The organism is Marinobacter sp. C7, assembly GCF_022343555.1.
Lineage (GTDB): Bacteria > Pseudomonadota > Gammaproteobacteria > Pseudomonadales > Oleiphilaceae > Marinobacter.
In genome coordinates this window covers 612720-630120 of sequence record NZ_JAKQZH010000002.1, presented here as the reverse complement: position 1 = coordinate 630120, position 17401 = coordinate 612720, and the positions used below count along the sequence as shown (strand labels likewise).

Genomic DNA, 17401 nt, shown 5'->3' with positions numbered 1-17401 from the left:
AAACGAGGATCTGCCATGCAAACAAAAATAAAAGGCCTGAGCCTCTGGTGTGCCGCCCTCACGGGCGCCACCGGGCTCACCCTGGCTCCGCTGTCACAGGCTGTTGCTGCAGAAGATGCCAGGATCAACGGCTTCTACGAGAACGCGACGTATGCACGCGACGGTGTCGGACTGTCGAAATTCCGCAACACCGTTCAACTGGAAGGGGAAAAGCGTTATGGCGACGTAGGCATTTTCAGCAACGTCTCCGTGAATGCCACGCTCCGGGGCACCTACGACGGTGTCTACGATCTCAACGAGGACGAATACGGCAGTGAGGCCGGCGGCCCCATCCAGCTCCAGGATCTGGCCCAGGGATCCGTACCCCATGGCGGCGGTCTGGTTGTCCCCGGTACCGAGCTGGGCTTTGACATCACCGAGAACCCCAACGACGGCATGGTGGTTCTTGGTGAGCACCTGCACCCCCAGGATAACGGCGTCGCCTTCGGTGTGCCGGTCCGCCCCTGTGATGTCGACAGCCGCGGCTGTATCGACGATTACCTGGACAAGGACGAGGACGAACTCCGGTTCCAGGAATTCAACGACCACCTGGATTTCATCCGCGAGCTCTATGTCGATTTCGACCTGAACTTCGACAGCGGTAACGTACTGAGCACCCGCCTGGGTAAACAGCAGGTGATCTGGGGCCGGACGGACCTGTTCCGGGTGCTGGATGTGATCAACCCCGTGGATTATTCCCGCAACAACATCTATGACGAACTGGAAGACATCCGGATTCCCATGTGGATCCTGAAAACGGATTACCGCATGGGCCCGACGGAAGTCTTCGAGGGATTCGCGTTTGACGATCTCAACTTCCAGGTGGTGTGGAACTTCGATGAGTTCCGGCCCCACGACATCGGCCAGTGTGGCCAGCCCAACGTGATCCTCGATGCCGGCTGTTTCTTCCGCGGCATGAACAACCTGTGGGAGAACGGCGGCACCGTGGCCAACTTTGCCGGCGCCACCCCGGACGGCGGTCTGGCAACCGACTTCGGCCCGGGCCAGATCGGTATCCGCCGGGCCAACCTGCCCAGCTGGAAACTGTCCAACACCCAGCTCGGTCTGAAACTGGAAGGCGTCTACGGCGATCTGGGCTTCTCCCTGAACGCCCTGACCTACCGGTCCCAGCTGCCGTCACTGCGTGGCGGAATCCCGGCCGAAAACGCGTTCACCAGTGAAACCGCCGTCTGGCCCTCACTGATCGCGTTCGACATCCACTTCCCAAGGGTCAACCTGGTGGGCGGCTCCCTGGATTACTACTCCCAGGGCATCGACACGGTGTTCCGGTTCGAAACCGCCTACACCTCCGGTGAGGAATTTGCCAATACCCTGCGGGAAAGACTCTATTCCGAGTCTGACGTGCTGCGTTACGTCATCGGCGCGGACAAGAACATCTTCATCCCGTTCCTGAACGAAAACCAGTCGTTCCTGTTCTCCGGCCAGATCTTTGGTCAGCACATTCTTGATCACGAACGTGAGCAGCGGACCTATGGCGAAGCCGGCATTCCCGACTGGGAACACAACTGGATTGGCACCCTGCTGATTCAGGGCTTCTACATGAACAACCGTCTGACCCCGAAACTGATCACCGCTCATGATTTCCGTGCCCAGGCCACCACGCTGGCCCCGAGCGTCGACTGGATTGTCACCGACAACCTCAAGCTGACCGCCGGCGCCAACATCAAGGTGGGTGACGGTGCCCGGAAATTCGACGACTGCCGTTCCTGTAACCCCTGGGATCCGTTCACCCAGACGCCCGGTGTCGTGAACCACCAGCCGGGTGAATCCGCGGGCCTGTCCGGCTATGAACCCCTTGGCCGCTTCCAGTCCGGACCGATTGGCATGGCCCAGGAAGAAGACGAAGTCCAGCTGACCGTTCGCTACAGCTTCTGATCACGAGGTAAACCATGAAACACAACAAGATGAATACCCTGACGCGCACACTGATCGCCGGCTGCACAGCCGGCATGATGGCCACGGCGACCTTCGCAGAGGAAGCGGTCATTACCGAGTCGTTCTATCCGTACAAGACCGAAACCCCGCAGTTCGAGGGCCTGCAACCGGGCATGGTGATCAACCAGGACAACGTTGCCCAGTTCAAGGAGGTGATCGATCCCGCCTTCTACCGGTTTATCGAGCAGGGCTGGACCACGATCACGGTCGGCGAAACAACCTCCTTCGACCTTCACCCGAATTACGTCGAAGCCACCCGCGTTTCCCTCGGTAATGTCTCGCTCGGTGACAAGGTGGGCGAGATCAACGGCTGGCAGGCCGGGCGTCCGTTCCCGCAAGAGCCCAGCGCCGATGACCCCCGCGCCGGCGAGAAACTGGCCTGGAACTACAAGTACGGCTACAACTGGGGCGACAGTGCCGCCATCTACCCGTTCTACTGGAAGTACCGGGACATGGACTCCGGCGATGTCGAGCGGACCATCAAGTTCAACTTCCACTTCCTGAACTACAAGGGCCGGGTGAACCAGGAGCCGACTCCGGAAATTACCCCGAACCCGTCTGACCTGTTCCGGGCCATCTACGTTCAGGTACTGGACCCGGCGGACGTGCGGGACACCCAGCTGCTGATTCACCGTGCTGCCGACGACCTCAAGCGCGACAACTCCTGGCTGTACCTGGGTTTCCAGCGCCGGGTCCGTCGTCTGGCCACCGGTCAGGTCACCGATGCCTTCCTCGGCTCGGACCTGATGATCGAGGACTTCGAAGGCTATAACGGCCGCATCTCGGACATGAACTGGACCTACAAGGGCACCCGGTACATGCTGATGCCGTTCTACAACCACAACGAGCTGACACTGGACAGCGAGACCCACCAGGATGATGACGGTTACCAGGTCGTGGCCTTCAGCGGCAAGGGCGGCTGTTTCCCGAACATCACCTGGCAGCTGCGCAAGGTGTATGAAGTGGAATCCGTGCCGGTCGACGAAAGCCACCCGTTGTCCAAGCGTGTGCACTTCATGGATGCACAGACCTTCACCATCCCGCGCACGGTCTCCTACGATCGCAAGGGCAGCCTGTGGAAGACCTTCACCATCGGTCAGGCCCATCCGGACCACCATCTGCCCAAGAACAAGGGTAGCGGCGTCTCCATTGACGACAGCTTCAGCATGATCGACGTCCAGGCCAGCCATTGCACCACTGGCCAGTTCAAGGGTCAGGTCGATCCGGAGCTGACGCCGACCAACATGTTCAACGTGCAATACCTGCGCGCCACCGGCAGCTGATCTGCCATTCATTGTTGCTCCTCTATTGGGCCCGCTTTCGCGGGCCCCTTTTTTGGATCATGAGGAAGAAAAACATGTCAGTAGCAGAAACCACTTCAACCGCAAGGGATCAGAGCCAGGAGCCGCTGACGGTCGTTGTGTCACGAAGGGTGAGAAAAGGAGAGCAGCGCGCATTCGAGCAGCTCAGCAGCCAGATGACCGAACGGGCAGCGAATTTCCCGGGCTACCTCGGGGCCACCATGTTCCGGCCATCCTCCCCGGACGATCCCGAGTACCGCATTGTCTTCAAGTTCCGCGACCGGGAAACGCTGACCGCCTGGGAAGAATCGGAGGAACGTGCGGAACTGCTGGAACAGATTGAAAGCTTGCTGGTACAGCCCAGCGAACGGGAAGTCACCTCGGGCATCGTTACCTGGTTCACCCTGCCAGGCCAGAACCCGGTGCAGCCACCACCCAAGTGGAAGATGACCCTGGTCAGCTGGCTGGCGCTTTATCCCGCCGTGACTCTGGTGTTCGTGCTGTTCGGAGACCTGCTGGCACAGATACCGCTTCTGGTGCGCACACTGCTTGTCACTGCAGTGGTGATGGTGTTGATGAGTTATGTATTGATGCCCAGGATGACCCGGTGGTTCAGATTCTGGCTGTTCCCGGATCACCGCCGAAACAGCCGTTGACCCCTTCGAAGGCAAGCCCAGTCACAGGTGATTCATCAGCGCCTTCAACCTTGGGTTATCCGGGAAACGCTGCAGCAGTGCGCTTGTCACCTCCCGGGCTTTGTCCCGCTGTTGAAGCTGGAACAGGGCCACGGCATAGCGGTAACCGAACAGCCACTGATCGGGCGCCAGGACCACGGCCTGTTCGAGATCCTCCAGAGCCGAGCTATAGCGTTTCAGCTTCAGATTGATCAGGCCACGTAAGTGAATGAGGCCTGCCTCCTCCGGAGTTTTCTCCAGAGTACGGTTGATGGCATCGATTGCCTCCAGGTTGCGACCGCCGGATCTCAGGATATCGGTCAGAAGAATGGTGGCAGGGGCATAGCCCGGGTCCTTGTTCAAAGCCCTCTCCAGCGCTTTTTCGGCCTTGTAGACAAAATCACGCGCAAGCAGGTAGCGGGCTTTCAGCACAAGCCCCGACGGCAGGTCGGACTGCATGTCGAGAAAGTGCTCATACTCGCCACGTGCCCTGGCCCAATCCCCGGAATCCAGTTCAACCCCGAGCCAGGTCAGGGACTCGAACGCAGCGATCCGCACCGCCAGTGACCTGTCCCTCAGCCCCGCCTCACCCAACTTCCGGGCATGATCGGCCGAACCGTGCCGGAGCACCCGGAACGCGCTTTCCCGAATGACGGCGTCGTCACTGGCCGCCAGGTTCGCAAGCAGGGCCGGCTGTTCCTGAGCCAGCCATTGGCCCCGCTGTTCCAGCAAGGTGGCCCTGCGCAGCGCGGGTTCGTTGGTATTCTGCAGGTATTCCATGATGCCCGAAGCTGGGCGCTGCTGAATCTGGTACCAGGTTTCCTGCTCATAGAGTTCCGGGAACCAGCCACTCACCGTCGCGATCGACCAGTCACGGTCTTGATCGGTATGGCAAGCCAGGCACACATCCGGGCTGCCGCTGGCTGTCGAGATATCGGGCCTCGGTAGCGTGAAACTGTGTTCGCGGCGGTCGTCGATCTTCATGAACGTGCTTTCGGGCATATGGCAGTTCACACACTGCGCCCCTTCATTGCCCGCGGTATGCCGGTGATGTTCGGGGGTGTCAAAGTCCCCGGCGTTATGACACTGGGTACAGACAGCATTGCCTTGGGCTTTGAGCTTACCGGTGTGGGGGTTGTGGCAATCGCTGCAGACCACGCCGGCCTGGAACATCTTGCTCTGCTCAAAGGAGCCCAGCACAAACACTTCTTCGCGAACCCGGCCATCGGGATAGTAAAGCGGCTGGTCCAGGCGGCTCAGGCTGTACTGATCATGGACCTGACCAGCGCCACGGTCAGTCAGGCTGGTCCGCAGTGAATGGCAACGACCACAGCTCACCACCTGACTCGGGCTGGATTCCGGTCCCTCATGCCTGGGCGGTTGTGCGCCCTGGCTGACCAGCCACGCGCCCATGGCGGCAAGCTCGACACCCGGGGCCAGAGACTCGCCTTCACGGGCTGCCTGCGCATGCTCTTCCGCGCTCTCATGGCACGCCGCACAACCGACGGAAACCTGTTGCCAGCGAGTGTCATAGCTGTCCGATTCTGCATTGTAGTTGCGCTTCAGCCCGGTGGAATGGCAATCCGCACATTGATTGTTCCAGTTCTGGTAAACACCGGTCCAATGCAGCGCATCGCCGGGATGATTCTGATCCGGGGCATCCAGCCGGAACCAGCGCTGCCCGCCTTCGGACTCCGGTCTCGTATCCCAGGCGATATTGAAGGCCTGCAGACGGCCACTACCGACAGCAACCAGATACTGCTGAAGCGGGTAAACGCCAAAGGTGTATCTGACCTGCCACTCCCGGGTGTTTCCGCCTTCGTTCACACGGATAACAAACCCGTCGTCTTCACGCCGGAAGCTTGCCTGGACATCGCTGTCTGCATACCGGCCCTTTGAAAAGTTCCCCGCCACCGTGTCCGGGGTGGCCGGTGCCATTGCTGCGGCATGCTGGGAACGGGACCACTGGCGCACCTCGGAAGCATGACAGCCCGCGCAGCCGGAGACATCGGCGAGGGCGACCTCCGTGCTGGCCAGCAATAGCGCAAAGCTTGCAAAAGCGCTCAGAAAATAGTTGACCATATCATTCAATTCCAGGCCATAATTCCAGAAATTTGACCAGATCGTAAAGCCGGTATCGCTCTTTCAGCGGGCGAAAGTGTTCTCACTGTTTTACCTGCAAGACCCGGCCCGTTTTTGCACGGTATGGCCTGGCAATTGCTTGTTTTTATCCAGGCACAGGAAGCGACTCCTGGCAATGCTGACAACAATAACGATGCTGCCATGAATCAACACAACGTTCCGTTTCTCAACAATGTCGGTGTGCAATCGCCCGATTTTGAGGAGGCCCGACACTTTATCAATTCCCGGATTGACGACCGGGAAGTTTCACCGGTCTCCGCAGGCGGCCGCACCGAGAACATCCTGACCTGGCAACCCCTGGACCGTTCCACCCTGTTCGGTGCTCGCTGGTCGGAAAAGGTACACATCCAGTCGGAACCTCAAACCACCTTTCATGCCATTCTGGTACTGGCTGGCTGCATTCACTGCAAAACCAGTAAAACCGACATTAAAGCCGGTGGACTTCTGCTGATCGCCCCGGGGCAACAGGCGGACCTGATCTGGGAAAAAACCACCCGCTCGGTGGTGATCAACCTGTCCCGTCAGGCGCTTGTGGATCACCTTGGCATTCCATGTCTGGAAGTGCTGGGAAAAACTTCCGCCGTACTGGCACCGGATGACCAGGATGCCCGCCTGATCCGCCAGGGCATTGAATGCATCGCGCAGCAACACGAAATTTGTCAGGGAAACCTGGATCCCGCCCTTCAGAAACAGTGGCAGAGCCTCTTACTGACGCATTTCTCGAACCGGATCCTGCAGGCATCCCGAATCAGCCCGACGATTCTGCCAGCCAGGGTGCGACTGGCGACCGAATGGATACAGGCCCATCTCCGGGAGCCCATCTCCGTGGCTGATCTGTTGCAGGTGTCCGGCAGCAGTCGGCGCTCGCTGGAATCCGGGTTCCGCACCTACCTCAACACCACACCGGCAAAATACATTCTGTGCCACAAGCTCAAAGGGGTTCGGGATCTGTTGCGTTCCAATGCTGACATCAGCGTGGGAGATGCAGCCTTTGCTTTCGGCTTTCAGCATCTGAGCCACTTTACCCGACACTATCAGGAGGCGTTTGGCGAGCTTCCGTCCGAGACCGTTCGCCAGCGACGTAAAAGCCGGGTTCTCTTCCAATAAAAAGGCCCGGTCTCAGGCGAACTGAGCCGGGCAAGACGCTTTCAGAGTCAGAATCTTACGTTGAAGCCCACGGCGTAGTTGGTGTCCACGACTTTCTCGCCCCCGACAACTGCCGGCTCATCATACTGGCCGGTTTCCGCCCAGACCTTCACCGCCGGGGTGACCCGCTGTTCGACTTTCAGGGTGTACACCGAATTATCGGCCGCATCGTAATCATGGTTCTTTTCCTTGAACCCGAGTGCGATCCCGGCGCCATTATCCGCCTGGTAATAGGCTGAAACACCGTAGGCGTCATAATCCGCCTTGCCCTCAGGGTCGAGGGGATAGGGCGCGTTACGGTTATTCTCCCAGGTCGCCCCGAGCGTGAGCCCGCCGATCCTGTAGCTGGCGCCCGCCGCAGTGATCAGATAATCATCGGTCGCAAAGGGCGGCAGCTGATTTTGCATCAGCAGCGTGGTCCCGATGGCCACGCCGAGGTTGCCGCTTCTGTGCACCAGCCGCATCGAACGGCCATCAACATTCTCATCGTTGCTGTCGTTCAGGGTGATCGCCGCCACCACCAGCTTGGTGTTCAGGAACCAGGGGGTGTGATAGGCGAAGGTGCCCGAGGTCCGGTCCGGCTGGGCAAAGATGCCATCCGGGTTCAGATCGGCGTGGGATTCGTTGTATTCGTAATGATTGATCGGGCCATAGATATCTCGCCACTGGCCACTGGTGCCCCGCGGCGCCACCACAAACATACCGTACCGGGTGGGCAACCAGAACTTGGCCTCTTTCACGTGGATATCGGCTTCACCGTCACGCCCGGTCGAGGGATCGTCAGCGCTGTTGGCAGCGCCGGCCAGATCCACCTCGACGGCATAGTTGAGGTTGAGTTTTTCTTCCAGAGCGACCTTGCCCTGCAGTCCGAGTTCTATTTCAAAGGCATCCGCCTCAGCATCCTCACCCTCGACTTTCAGCGCCCCGGCACTCAGGAAGCCATAGAAGTCGGGTTTGTCCAGCTCGACCGCCAGCGCCGGCGTTGCGACTGCCGCGGAAACCGCAGCAGCCAGAAAAGTTTTGATCAGTTTCATCATCGATCTCCTGCCTGGAAAGTTGGTTTTGACTTACTCGACACACTCGCCATACAGGCAGGTGGTGAAGCTGTAACCGACTTTCCGCATGTCCGCAGGATCGGCCGGAAAGACGCCATTCCGACGGATATAGTTGTCCCATTCAGCCAGCAGCTCTTTCAGCTTTTCCGGCTCTTGCTCGGACAGATCGGTGGTTTCGGTCGGGTCGTTGGCCAGGTCGAACAGTTGCCACTGGCCCGGGCCGTAGGGATCTTCCAGCAGTCGAATTTTCCAGTCACCCATGCGCACAGCAGAGCGTCCAAACAACTCCCAGCCAACCACGCGATCCTCGGGGCCATTGCCATTCAGGCCCGGCAGCATGGAAACACCCTGGATCTCGAAGATGTCGCGCCCGTTATAGGGGCTGGTCGGCTGCTCGATACCCGCCAGCTCAAGGAAGGTAGGCATGACATCCATCACATGGAAGAACTCGTGGCTGATCTCGCCACCGGCCTCGTCACCCGGCAGGTTGAGAATGGCAGGCACAACCAGCCCTCCCTGAGCCGGGTACCCTTTCCACATTGGCCAAGGCGTAGCGCTCACCTGACCCCACTGCGGGCCATACCAGATGTAGGAATCGGGCCGGCCAATGTTGTCGTAGCTGTTATCGTATTCATTGGCGATCCACTCCTTGTTCTTCGGCAGTACCTCAGGGCTGTTGCCATCAGCGCCGTTGTCAGACATGAACAGCACCACGGTATTGTCGAGTTCACCGGTTTTCTCCAGGTGGGCAAGAACGCGACCGATGTTGTCGTCCATGTTGTCGACCATGGCGGCGTAGACTTCCATCTTGCGCGCCTCGATCTTGCGCTGTTCGTCCGTCAATTCATCCCAGCTGGGCAACTCGTCAAAAGGCACGTTGGCCGCCAACTCGTGGCCCACCAAGCCCATTTCCTTCATCTTGCCGAGGCGTTGCTGACGGATGGCTTCATAGCCCTCGTCGTAACGGCCTTCGTACTTGTTGATGTAGGAGTCGGGTGCCTGCAGCGGCCAGTGCGGCGCGGTAAAGGCGAGAAAACTGAAGAAGGGTTTGTCGCCGGCAGCGTCAATGTAGGAAATCACCTTGTCGGCATAGAAATCCGAGGAGAAGAAACCTTCCGGGACCTCAACCTGCTTGCCGTCCTCAAGGTAGATCGCTTTCGGGTCTACCCCGATGATGGCGCGACCGTCATCAAAGTGGCTGGCACCCCCCTGCACAAGCACCCAGGAATGATCAAAACCGCGGGCAGCCGGGCTCAGCTCTTCGGTTCGGCCCAGGTGCCACTTACCGGCAATTGATGTGCTGTAACCATTGTCACGCAGGACTTCCGGCAGGGTGGCCACCAGATCATTCAGATAACCTTCATAGCCCGGTTTGCCTTTCTGCTCCGCCGTCAGCAATTCGGCCATGTTGCCAATGCCTGCCTGGTGGTTGTCGGTACCCGACAACAGCATGGAGCGGGTGGGAGAACAGGTCGGTGCGGTGTGGAAGTTGGTCATGCGGATGCCTTCATCCGCCAAGGCATCGAGGGTCGGCGTTTCGATTTCGCCGCCGAACGCGCCGATGTCCGAATAGCCGAGGTCATCGGCCACGATCAGAAGAAAGTTGGGTTTTTCATCCTGGCTTCCGGAAGCCAGTGTGGAGGCTGCCATCAGCCCCAGAGCCATACCCAACCGACGAAGCAGTGCATTGTTTTTGTACATACTATGCCCTCAGTCAGCTTGTTGTTGTGCCACCTGTGTGGTGGGAACCATTCTGCTGAGAGCGAGTAAGTAGGGGTTATCCCGTATGCGCAGGCTTTGTCATATTTGCGCAACAAAGTGAGGAGGGCGGGGTCGACAGTACTGGTAGGAGGCCTGTCTGTTATTCCCCGGCCGTAAACGCGACCGGGGAGTTTCCCTCAGACTCAGAAATGAATCACCGACCGGATGCTCTTACCCTCATGCATCAGGTCAAAGGCTTTGTTGATGTCTTCCAGCTTCATCTCGTGGGTAATGAAAACATCCAGCGGGATCTCGCCCTTCTCCGCCTTTTCCACGTAGGACGGCAGCTCGGTGCGGCCCTTCACGCCGCCGAAGGCGGAACCGCGCCAGACCCGGCCGGTGACCAGCTGAAACGGGCGGGTGCTGATTTCCTCGCCGGCACCGGCCACGCCGATGATGGTCGATTCACCCCAGCCCTTGTGGCAGGCCTCGAGCGCGGCGCGCATCAGCTTGACGTTGCCCACACACTCGAAGGTGTAGTCGGCACCGCCGTCGGTCATCTCGATGATCACTTCCTGGATTGGCTTGTCGTAGTCGTTAGGGTTCACCACGTCGGTGGCGCCCAGCTGTTTGGCGATGTCGAACTTGCCCGGGTTGATGTCGACACCGATGATGCGGCCGGCCTTCGCCATCTTGGCGCCGATGATCGCCGCCAGGCCGATGCCACCGAGACCGAAGATGGCCACCGTCGCGCCCTCTTCAACCTTGGCAGTGTTCAGCACCGCACCGATACCGGTGGTGACGCCACAACCAAGCAGGCAGACCTTGTCCAGCGGGGCTTCCCTGGGGATTTTGGCCAGGGAGATTTCCGGCAACACGGTGTATTCGGAGAAGGTGGAGCAGCCCATGTAGTGGTACAGCGGCTGGCCCTTGTAGGAGAAGCGGGAGGTGCCGTCGGGCATCACGCCTTTGCCCTGGGTCTCGCGTACGGCGCCGCACAGGTTGGTCTTGCCGGAGGTGCAGAATTTGCACTTGCCGCATTCGGCGGTGTAGAGCGGGATCACGTGATCACCAACCTGAAGATCCTTCACTCCTGGACCGACCGCCTCGACGATACCACCACCCTCGTGCCCCAGAATGGTCGGGAACAGGCCTTCGGGGTCGGCTCCGGACAGGGTGTATGCGTCGGTGTGGCAAACACCGGTCGCCACGATGCGCACCAGAACCTCGCCCTCTTTGGGTGGCTCGACATCCACTTCAACAATTTCAAGCGGCTTGTTGGCTTCAAAGGCCACCGCGGCGCGGGACTTGATCATTTCCGGGCTCCTTGTTCCGGTTGAGTCAACTTACTTTAGCACCATTCCTGGCAGGGCCAATCCCGTTTGACGCAGTGACCGTAATTACGGGACATTGCACCGTAAGGGAGGGAACTACGTTGCAGACACTTTACTGGTTTACGCGGGACCTGCGCCTGCATGACAACACTGCCCTGCTGGCCGCCGCCCGCTCGGACATGCTGCTGTGTGTTTATGTGGTGGACCCGCGCTGGTTTGTCACCGGGGGCCTGCAGAGCAAGGCCATGGGCAGCCATCGCTGGCGCTTCCTGTGGCAAAGCCTGATGGCGCTGGAGCGCAGTCTCCGGCCCATGGGTCAGCGCCTGCATATTGCCTTTGGGCAACCGGAACACGTGATTCCGGAACTGGTCCACGCCCATGGCATTGGCCGGGTGGTGCGTTCGCGCCTGCCGGGCACCGAGGAAGCCGCTCAGTGGCAGGCCCTCAAGGAGGCGCTGCCCGGTACGGCCTTCCAGCAGTTTGAAACCCTCTCCCTGTTCACCGAAGGGTCGTTACCGATGCCGCTGGCGGAGCTGCCCGACACCTTCTCCCAGTTCCGAAAGCAGGTGGAGAAAACCGGGCACCGGTACAGCGAGCAGATGCGCATCCGCACCCTGACGGCGCTACCACCGGCCCCCGGCTTTCCCGAGGACAACCGGGGCGAGTGCCCGCCCATTCCCGAGCCGGTCCATGCTTTGCAATTTACCGGTGGCGAGGATGCGGGCCTGAGCCGCCTCCGTGAGTTCCTGTTTATCAATCATGGCATTGCCCGCTACAAGGAAACCCGCAATGCCCTGGACAACTGGGACGCTTCCTCCAAATTGTCCCCCTGGCTTGCCAATGGCTGCCTGTCGGTGCGTGAAGTGGCGGAGAGCATTGCCGAATACGAGCGTCGGGAAACCAGCAACGAGTCCACCTATTGGCTCTGGTTCGAGTTGCTCTGGCGGGAATATTTCTTCTGGTATGCCCTCAAGCACGGCGCCAACCTGTTTCGCCGGGATGGCGTACAGCGCAAGCGCCGGCCGGCCACTTTCTATGGTCATCGCTTCAAGGCCTGGTGTGAAGGCAACACGGAATACCCGATCGTCAATGCCGCCATGAACCAGCTGCGGGAAACCGGCTACATCAGCAACCGGGCCCGGCAACTGGTGGCCAGCTGTTTTGTGAACGAGCTGGGCCTGGACTGGCGCTACGGCGCGGCGTGGTTCCAGGAGCAACTTATCGACTATGATGTAGGCAGCAATTTCGGCAACTGGCAGTATCTGGCCGGTGTCGGCGCCGATCCCCGGGGCTTGCGTCAGTTCAACCTGGAAAAACAGGCGAACCAGTACGATCCCTGCGGCACCTTCATCGATCGCTGGGGCGGCCACGCCGAGCAACCCGTGGGACTCCATACCGTTGATGCAGCTGACTGGCCCCTGTCATGACAAATCCTGAACCTAATGCCGCCGCGATCCTCGCCCGCATCCTGGACACCGCGCAGCCGGGCAGCCTGCTCTGCTGTGGTAAAACGGCCCTGGATGTGGCCAGGCTCTGGTGCGACCGAAAACCGGACACCAGCCTGCAAACCCTCGACATGTCGGATCCCAACGCCGGACTGCCACCGGATACCGTGAAGGATCTGGCCCTCGTGACCGATACCCTGGAGCACCTGCCGTTCGACGAGGGCGCACTTCTGCTCGGTCAGCTGCGCAACTACGGCACGCACCAGATAGCGGTGCTGGTGGGCGAGACACCCGGCTGGGCGTTTACCGATTTCATCGGCCTCGGCTTCCGGCGCCATGCCGAGATCGACACGCATCAGGGGCCGCTCACCCTCTACACCTACAACCTGGACACTTACAATCATAAACGGGCCTGGAACAATCCCGACAACTGGGCCAATCCGGAAATGTGGGGGAAGGCGTGGTGGTAACCAGTCCGTCATCAGACAAACTCAAACCCAGTACCATCCGTATCGGCCGACGGTACCGGGCCAACCGCCTCGAAGGTCCCTACGATGCCATCGTGATCGGCTCCGGCATCGGCGGTCTTACCACCGCCGCCTGCCTGTCCAAAGCTGGCCAGAAAGTCCTGGTCCTGGAGCAGCACTACACCGCCGGCGGCTACACCCACAGTTACGCCCGCAACGGCTATGAGTGGGACGTGGGCGTACACTACATCGGCGACATGGGCTCGCCCCACACCCTCGGCCGTCGCCTGTTTGATTACATCACCGACGGCAAGCTGCAATGGGCTCCGATGGATGAGGTCTACGATCGTTTCTATCTGGGCAACAAGGTGGTCAACCTGCGGGCCGGCAAAGAGGGCCTGCGCCAGTCCCTGCTGGAAGCCTTCCCGGACGAGCGCGAGGCGATTGACGGCTACATCCGGTTGCTGGGCAAGATCGCCGACGGCATGCAGTGGTATACCCTGTCCAAGCTGACCCCCGGCATCCTCGACCCGTTGGTTCACAAGGGGCTGGATGTCGCCCTGCCGGACTGTTTCAACCGAACCACCCGGGACGTTCTGAGCGAGCTCACGGATAATGAGGAACTGATTGGGGCCATCACCGGGCAATGGGGCGACTGCGGCGTCACGCCGAGCCATTCCAGCTTCATGGTCCACGCCCTGATCGCCAAGCACTATCTCTATGGCGGTTTCTACCCGGTCGGTGGCGCCTCGGAAATTGCCAAAACCATCATTCCGGTGATCCAGGCCTCCGGCGGTGAGGTCTTCACCTACGCCGACGTGACTGACATCCTGCTGGAGAAAGGCCGTGCCGTCGGTGTGCGCATGGCCGATGGCGAGGAGATCCGCGCACCCCGGGTAATCAGCAACGCCGGCATCATCAATACCTTCGAAAAACTGCTGCCGGAAGAAGGCCGTAACATCGCCGGCTACCGGAGCAAACGTGAACACATCACGCCGTCCATGCCCCACATTGGTCTCTACATCGGCCTGAAAGGCACACCGGAAGAGCTGGGACTGCCCCGGACCAACTACTGGATCTACCCGAGCGCCAACCACGACGATAACGTGGCGCAGTTCCTCAAGGACCCGGACCACAGCGAGTACCCCGTGGTCTACGTTTCCTTCCCCGCCGCCAAGGATCCCGATTACCAGAATCGCTGGCCCGGGACCTCCACCATCGAGATCGTGGCTCCGACGACGTGGGACATGTTCGAACCCTGGCAAGACACCATCTGGGGCAAGCGGGGCAAGGACTACGAGGCCCTGAAGGCCCGGATCACCGATCAGCTGCTGGAAATCATGTACCAGAAACTGCCTCAACTGCGTGGAAAGGTGGACTATGTGGAGACCTCCACACCGCTGTCGACGGCCTGGTTCTGCCGCTACGGCCGGGGCGAGCTCTACGGCCTCGACCACAACCCGGAGCGGTTCGAACAGGACTGGCTCAGGCCGAAAACCCCGATCCCCGGGCTCTACCTGACCGGCCAGGACGTACTGACCTGCGGTGTGGTCGGCGCCATGATCAGCGGCCTCGTTACGACCCTGGCGATCCGCGGCTGGCGCGGAGCCCGCCTGGCCAAACGGATTTTCGTGGGCTGAACCCGTGGCGAGACCGGTGTGTGAGCAGTGTGGGCAGCACCCGCGCATCTGCGTCTGCGACGTCTGCAGACCGGTGCCGAATTCGACTCCGATCACCATCGTTCAACACCCCCGTGAAGCGGGCCACAGCAAGGGCACTGTCCGATTGCTCCGGCAGACGCTCACCAATCTGTCGGTACAGGTGGCCGAGTGCCTGCCACCGGAAGCGCTACCGCAAGCAGGCGCTGCCCTGCTGTTTCCCGGCCCGGATAGCCAGCCGGTCACAAGCCGGAACGCCGCCGAAATCAGACATTGGATCGTCCTCGACGGTACCTGGCGGAAGGCTTCCAGGCTCCTGCATCTGAATCCGGAACTGGCCGGGTTGCCCGCCTACCACTTCGCCGATCCGCCGCCAGGCCGCTACCGGATCCGCCGCCGACCGGCCGAAGGCCAGCTATCGACCGCCGAGGCGGTCCGTCATCTGCTGATGATTGTCGAGCCGGATCTGGACACCCGTCCGATCGACGACGCTTTCGAGGCCCTGGTCGAACGCCTGATCAACCAGATTCCGGAGCACCTGCGGCACCGATACTGATCCTGATCGGGGACTGATCCACCCGTGACATGACCCGGAGCGATCGGCGATGATAAAGATCTTGATTCGGGAAGATAGTGTGAGGTCAGAGCATGGCGCTCTTCAGCGAGCGAAACGCCAAAGAACAGCTGGATGCAGAGGCATCGAAAGTCCACCGGCAGGATCTGGAAACCCTGCTGGACCGGCAGCGGGCGATCGAAGAGAAAGTCAAAGGCAGCGGCAAGCTCAAGCGCTTTGGCGCGGACATCAAGCTGATGTTCTCGATGATCCGGGACTACTGGTATGGCAACTACCGCTCGGTGCCCTGGAAATCCATTGCCGCAATGGCCGGTGCCCTGCTGTACGTCCTAAACCCGCTCGATTTCATTCCCGACATCATTCTCGCCTTCGGCTTCCTGGACGACGCCGGCGTGGTCGCCCTGTGCCTCAAGCTGGTGGAGTCCGACCTGCACCGCTACGCGGCCTGGAAAGAACACCAGGAATCGCTCGCGGCATCCGATCCGGACGTCACCAGATAGGTGCACACTCCCCGGAAATGCACCGTTTTCGTGCAGATAGACGGAAATTTTCGGGAAGATCCATCCCAACTATACGCTCAACCCCTTTCCCGCTCTTGATTTGCATTGTTTTGGAACACCTCTTGCTTGTTGTGCCCTCTGTCAATGCATCAGCGGTCCGCAGAGACCGATATCACAACATCAGGAGCATCAACCCGTGGACATCACGAGTGCAGTACATACCCTGACGGAGAGCGCCAACACGCTGTTCATTCTCATCGGTGCCATCATGGTGCTGGCCATGCACGCCGGCTTTGCCTTCCTGGAAGTCGGCACCGTCCGGCACAAGAACCAGGTCAACGCCCTGGTCAAGATCATGACCGATTTCGGCGTCTCCGCCGTGCTTTATTTCTTCGTCGGTTACTACATTGCCTATGGCAGCCATTTCATGACCGGTGCCAGCGAACTGACCGCCGGCAATGGCTATGAACTGGTCAAGTTCTTCTTTCTCATGACCTTCGCTGCGGCCATCCCGGCCATCATCTCCGGCGGCATTGCCGAGCGCGCGAAGTTCTACCCGATGCTGATCGGCTCCGGCCTGATCGTGGCCCTGGTCTACCCCTTCTTCGAAGGGCTGATCTGGAATGGCAACTACGGTTTCCAGGCGTGGCTGGAGAGCCAGTTTGGTGCATCGTTCCATGACTTTGCCGGCTCTGTCGTGGTGCATGCAGTCGGCGGCTGGGTTGCACTGGCGGCCATCCTGCTGCTGGGTGCCCGAAAAGGGCGCTACCGTAACGGCAGGGTCGTGGCCATTGCGCCCTCCAACATCCCGTTTCTCGCCCTGGGAGCCTGGATCCTGACCGTCGGCTGGTTCGGTTTCAACGTCATGTCGGCCCAGACCCTCGATGGCATCAGCGGTCTGGTAGCGGTCAACAGCCTCATGGCCATGGTTGGCGGTATTCTGGTCGCCATGGTGCTGGGCAAGAAGGACCCGGGCTTTATCCATAACGGCCCGCTGGCCGGACTGGTCGCCGTCTGTGCAGGTTCTGACCTGATGCACCCGGTGGGCGCGCTGATTACCGGCGGTGTCGCCGGTGCCATCTTCGTGTACCTGTTCGAATGGGCCCAGGACAAGATCGAACGCCTGGATGACGTTCTGGGTGTCTGGCCGCTCCACGGTGTCTGCGGTGTCTGGGGTGCCATTGCCTGTGGCATCTTCGGCCAGCAGTCCCTGGGCGGACTCGGCGGCGTCAGCCTGATGTCCCAGCTGGTGGGCACCCTGGCCGGCGTTGTTGTCGCCTTTGGCGGTGGTCTGATCGTCTATGGCATCGTCAAGACCGTGTCCGGACTGCGCCTGAGCGAAGAGGAAGAGTTCAACGGTGCGGACGTGAGCATCCACAAGATCGGTGCTACATCGCTGGACTGATCGA

14 protein-coding genes are annotated in these 17401 nt (G+C 60.2%); 10 read left to right on the top strand and 4 right to left on the bottom strand.

The window, feature by feature from the left end; genetic code table 11:
• The first annotated feature begins 15 nt into the window (after window positions 1-15).
• The 3 genes from MD273_RS12725 to MD273_RS12715 all read left to right on the top strand — a co-directional run bounded on the left by MD273_RS12725 (window position 16) and on the right by MD273_RS12715 (window position 3952).
• Window positions 16-1935, top strand: a complete 1920-nt coding sequence (locus tag MD273_RS12725; RefSeq protein WP_239038161.1) for a DUF1302 family protein — start codon at window positions 16-18, stop codon at window positions 1933-1935.
• Window positions 1936-1949: 14 nt separating this feature from the next.
• Window positions 1950-3278: a DUF1329 domain-containing protein gene (locus tag MD273_RS12720; protein ID WP_239038160.1), complete on the top strand. Its 1329-nt coding sequence runs from the start codon at window positions 1950-1952 to the stop codon at window positions 3276-3278.
• A 74-nt stretch (window positions 3279-3352) separates the two neighbouring features.
• The gene (locus MD273_RS12715; RefSeq protein ID WP_239038159.1) at window positions 3353-3952 is read left to right on the top strand and encodes an antibiotic biosynthesis monooxygenase; all 600 of its coding nucleotides are present in this window, start codon (window positions 3353-3355) and stop codon (window positions 3950-3952) included.
• Window positions 3953-3973: 21 nt separating this feature from the next.
• Here the strand turns inward: MD273_RS12715 and MD273_RS12710 are convergent, their stop codons facing one another.
• Window positions 3974-6052, bottom strand: coding sequence for a tetratricopeptide repeat protein (locus MD273_RS12710; protein WP_239038158.1), 2079 nt, complete (start codon window positions 6050-6052; stop codon window positions 3974-3976).
• A 201-nt stretch (window positions 6053-6253) separates the two neighbouring features.
• Here MD273_RS12710 and MD273_RS12705 point away from each other — a divergent pair, with 201 nt between their 5' ends.
• Window positions 6254-7219: an AraC family transcriptional regulator gene (locus MD273_RS12705; protein ID WP_239038157.1), complete on the top strand. Its 966-nt coding sequence runs from the start codon at window positions 6254-6256 to the stop codon at window positions 7217-7219.
• A gap of 47 nt (window positions 7220-7266) precedes the next feature.
• Here MD273_RS12705 and MD273_RS12700 read toward each other — a convergent pair whose 3' ends face one another.
• The 3 genes from MD273_RS12700 to MD273_RS12690 form a co-directional block, all read right to left on the bottom strand.
• Entirely contained in the window at window positions 7267-8292 is a 1026-nt protein-coding gene (locus tag MD273_RS12700; RefSeq protein WP_239038156.1) for a porin, read from the bottom strand.
• A gap of 33 nt (window positions 8293-8325) precedes the next feature.
• Window positions 8326-10014: an arylsulfatase gene (locus MD273_RS12695; protein WP_239038155.1), complete on the bottom strand. Its 1689-nt coding sequence runs from the start codon at window positions 10012-10014 to the stop codon at window positions 8326-8328.
• A 203-nt stretch (window positions 10015-10217) separates the two neighbouring features.
• Entirely contained in the window at window positions 10218-11330 is a 1113-nt protein-coding gene (locus MD273_RS12690) for an S-(hydroxymethyl)glutathione dehydrogenase/class III alcohol dehydrogenase (protein WP_239038154.1), read from the bottom strand.
• Window positions 11331-11449: 119 nt separating this feature from the next.
• Between MD273_RS12690 and MD273_RS12685 the strand changes: the two genes are divergently transcribed.
• The 6 genes from MD273_RS12685 (at window position 11450) to MD273_RS12660 (ending at window position 17397) form a co-directional block, all read left to right on the top strand.
• Entirely contained in the window at window positions 11450-12775 is a 1326-nt protein-coding gene (locus tag MD273_RS12685; protein ID WP_239038153.1) for a DASH family cryptochrome, read from the top strand.
• Window positions 12772-13263, top strand: coding sequence for a DUF6231 family protein (locus MD273_RS12680; protein WP_239038152.1), 492 nt, complete (start codon window positions 12772-12774; stop codon window positions 13261-13263). Before MD273_RS12685 ends, MD273_RS12680 begins: the two co-directional genes overlap by 4 nt.
• Entirely contained in the window at window positions 13257-14900 is a 1644-nt protein-coding gene (locus tag MD273_RS12675) for a phytoene desaturase family protein (protein WP_239038488.1), read from the top strand. The genes MD273_RS12680 and MD273_RS12675 overlap by 7 nt, the downstream gene beginning before the upstream one ends.
• A gap of 4 nt (window positions 14901-14904) precedes the next feature.
• A complete protein-coding gene (locus tag MD273_RS12670; RefSeq protein WP_353050313.1) occupies window positions 14905-15474 on the top strand; it encodes a tRNA-uridine aminocarboxypropyltransferase in 570 nt (189 codons plus the stop codon).
• Between the two features lie 92 nt (window positions 15475-15566).
• Window positions 15567-15992, top strand: coding sequence for a YkvA family protein (locus MD273_RS12665; protein ID WP_239038151.1), 426 nt, complete (start codon window positions 15567-15569; stop codon window positions 15990-15992).
• Between the two features lie 196 nt (window positions 15993-16188).
• Complete coding sequence (locus tag MD273_RS12660; protein WP_239038150.1) at window positions 16189-17397, top strand: ammonium transporter; 1209 nt, start codon at window positions 16189-16191, stop codon at window positions 17395-17397.
• The last annotated feature ends 4 nt before the right edge of the window (window positions 17398-17401 follow it).

Excerpts from the sequence above, each read along its gene's own strand:
- MD273_RS12725 (WP_239038161.1), top strand. The coding sequence starts at position 16 with ATGCAAACAAAAATAAAAGGCCTGAGCCTCTGGTGTGCCGCCCTCACG.
- MD273_RS12720 (WP_239038160.1), top strand. The coding sequence starts at position 1,950 with ATGAAACACAACAAGATGAATACCCTGACGCGCACACTGATCGCCGGC.
- MD273_RS12715 (WP_239038159.1), top strand. The coding sequence starts at position 3,353 with ATGTCAGTAGCAGAAACCACTTCAACCGCAAGGGATCAGAGCCAGGAG.
- MD273_RS12710 (WP_239038158.1), bottom strand. The coding sequence starts at position 6,052 with ATGGTCAACTATTTTCTGAGCGCTTTTGCAAGCTTTGCGCTATTGCTG.
- MD273_RS12705 (WP_239038157.1), top strand. The coding sequence starts at position 6,254 with ATGAATCAACACAACGTTCCGTTTCTCAACAATGTCGGTGTGCAATCG.
- MD273_RS12700 (WP_239038156.1), bottom strand. The coding sequence starts at position 8,292 with ATGAAACTGATCAAAACTTTTCTGGCTGCTGCGGTTTCCGCGGCAGTC.
- MD273_RS12695 (WP_239038155.1), bottom strand. The coding sequence starts at position 10,014 with ATGTACAAAAACAATGCACTGCTTCGTCGGTTGGGTATGGCTCTGGGG.
- MD273_RS12690 (WP_239038154.1), bottom strand. The coding sequence starts at position 11,330 with ATGATCAAGTCCCGCGCCGCGGTGGCCTTTGAAGCCAACAAGCCGCTT.
- MD273_RS12680 (WP_239038152.1), top strand. The coding sequence starts at position 12,772 with ATGACAAATCCTGAACCTAATGCCGCCGCGATCCTCGCCCGCATCCTG.
- MD273_RS12665 (WP_239038151.1), top strand. The coding sequence starts at position 15,567 with ATGGCGCTCTTCAGCGAGCGAAACGCCAAAGAACAGCTGGATGCAGAG.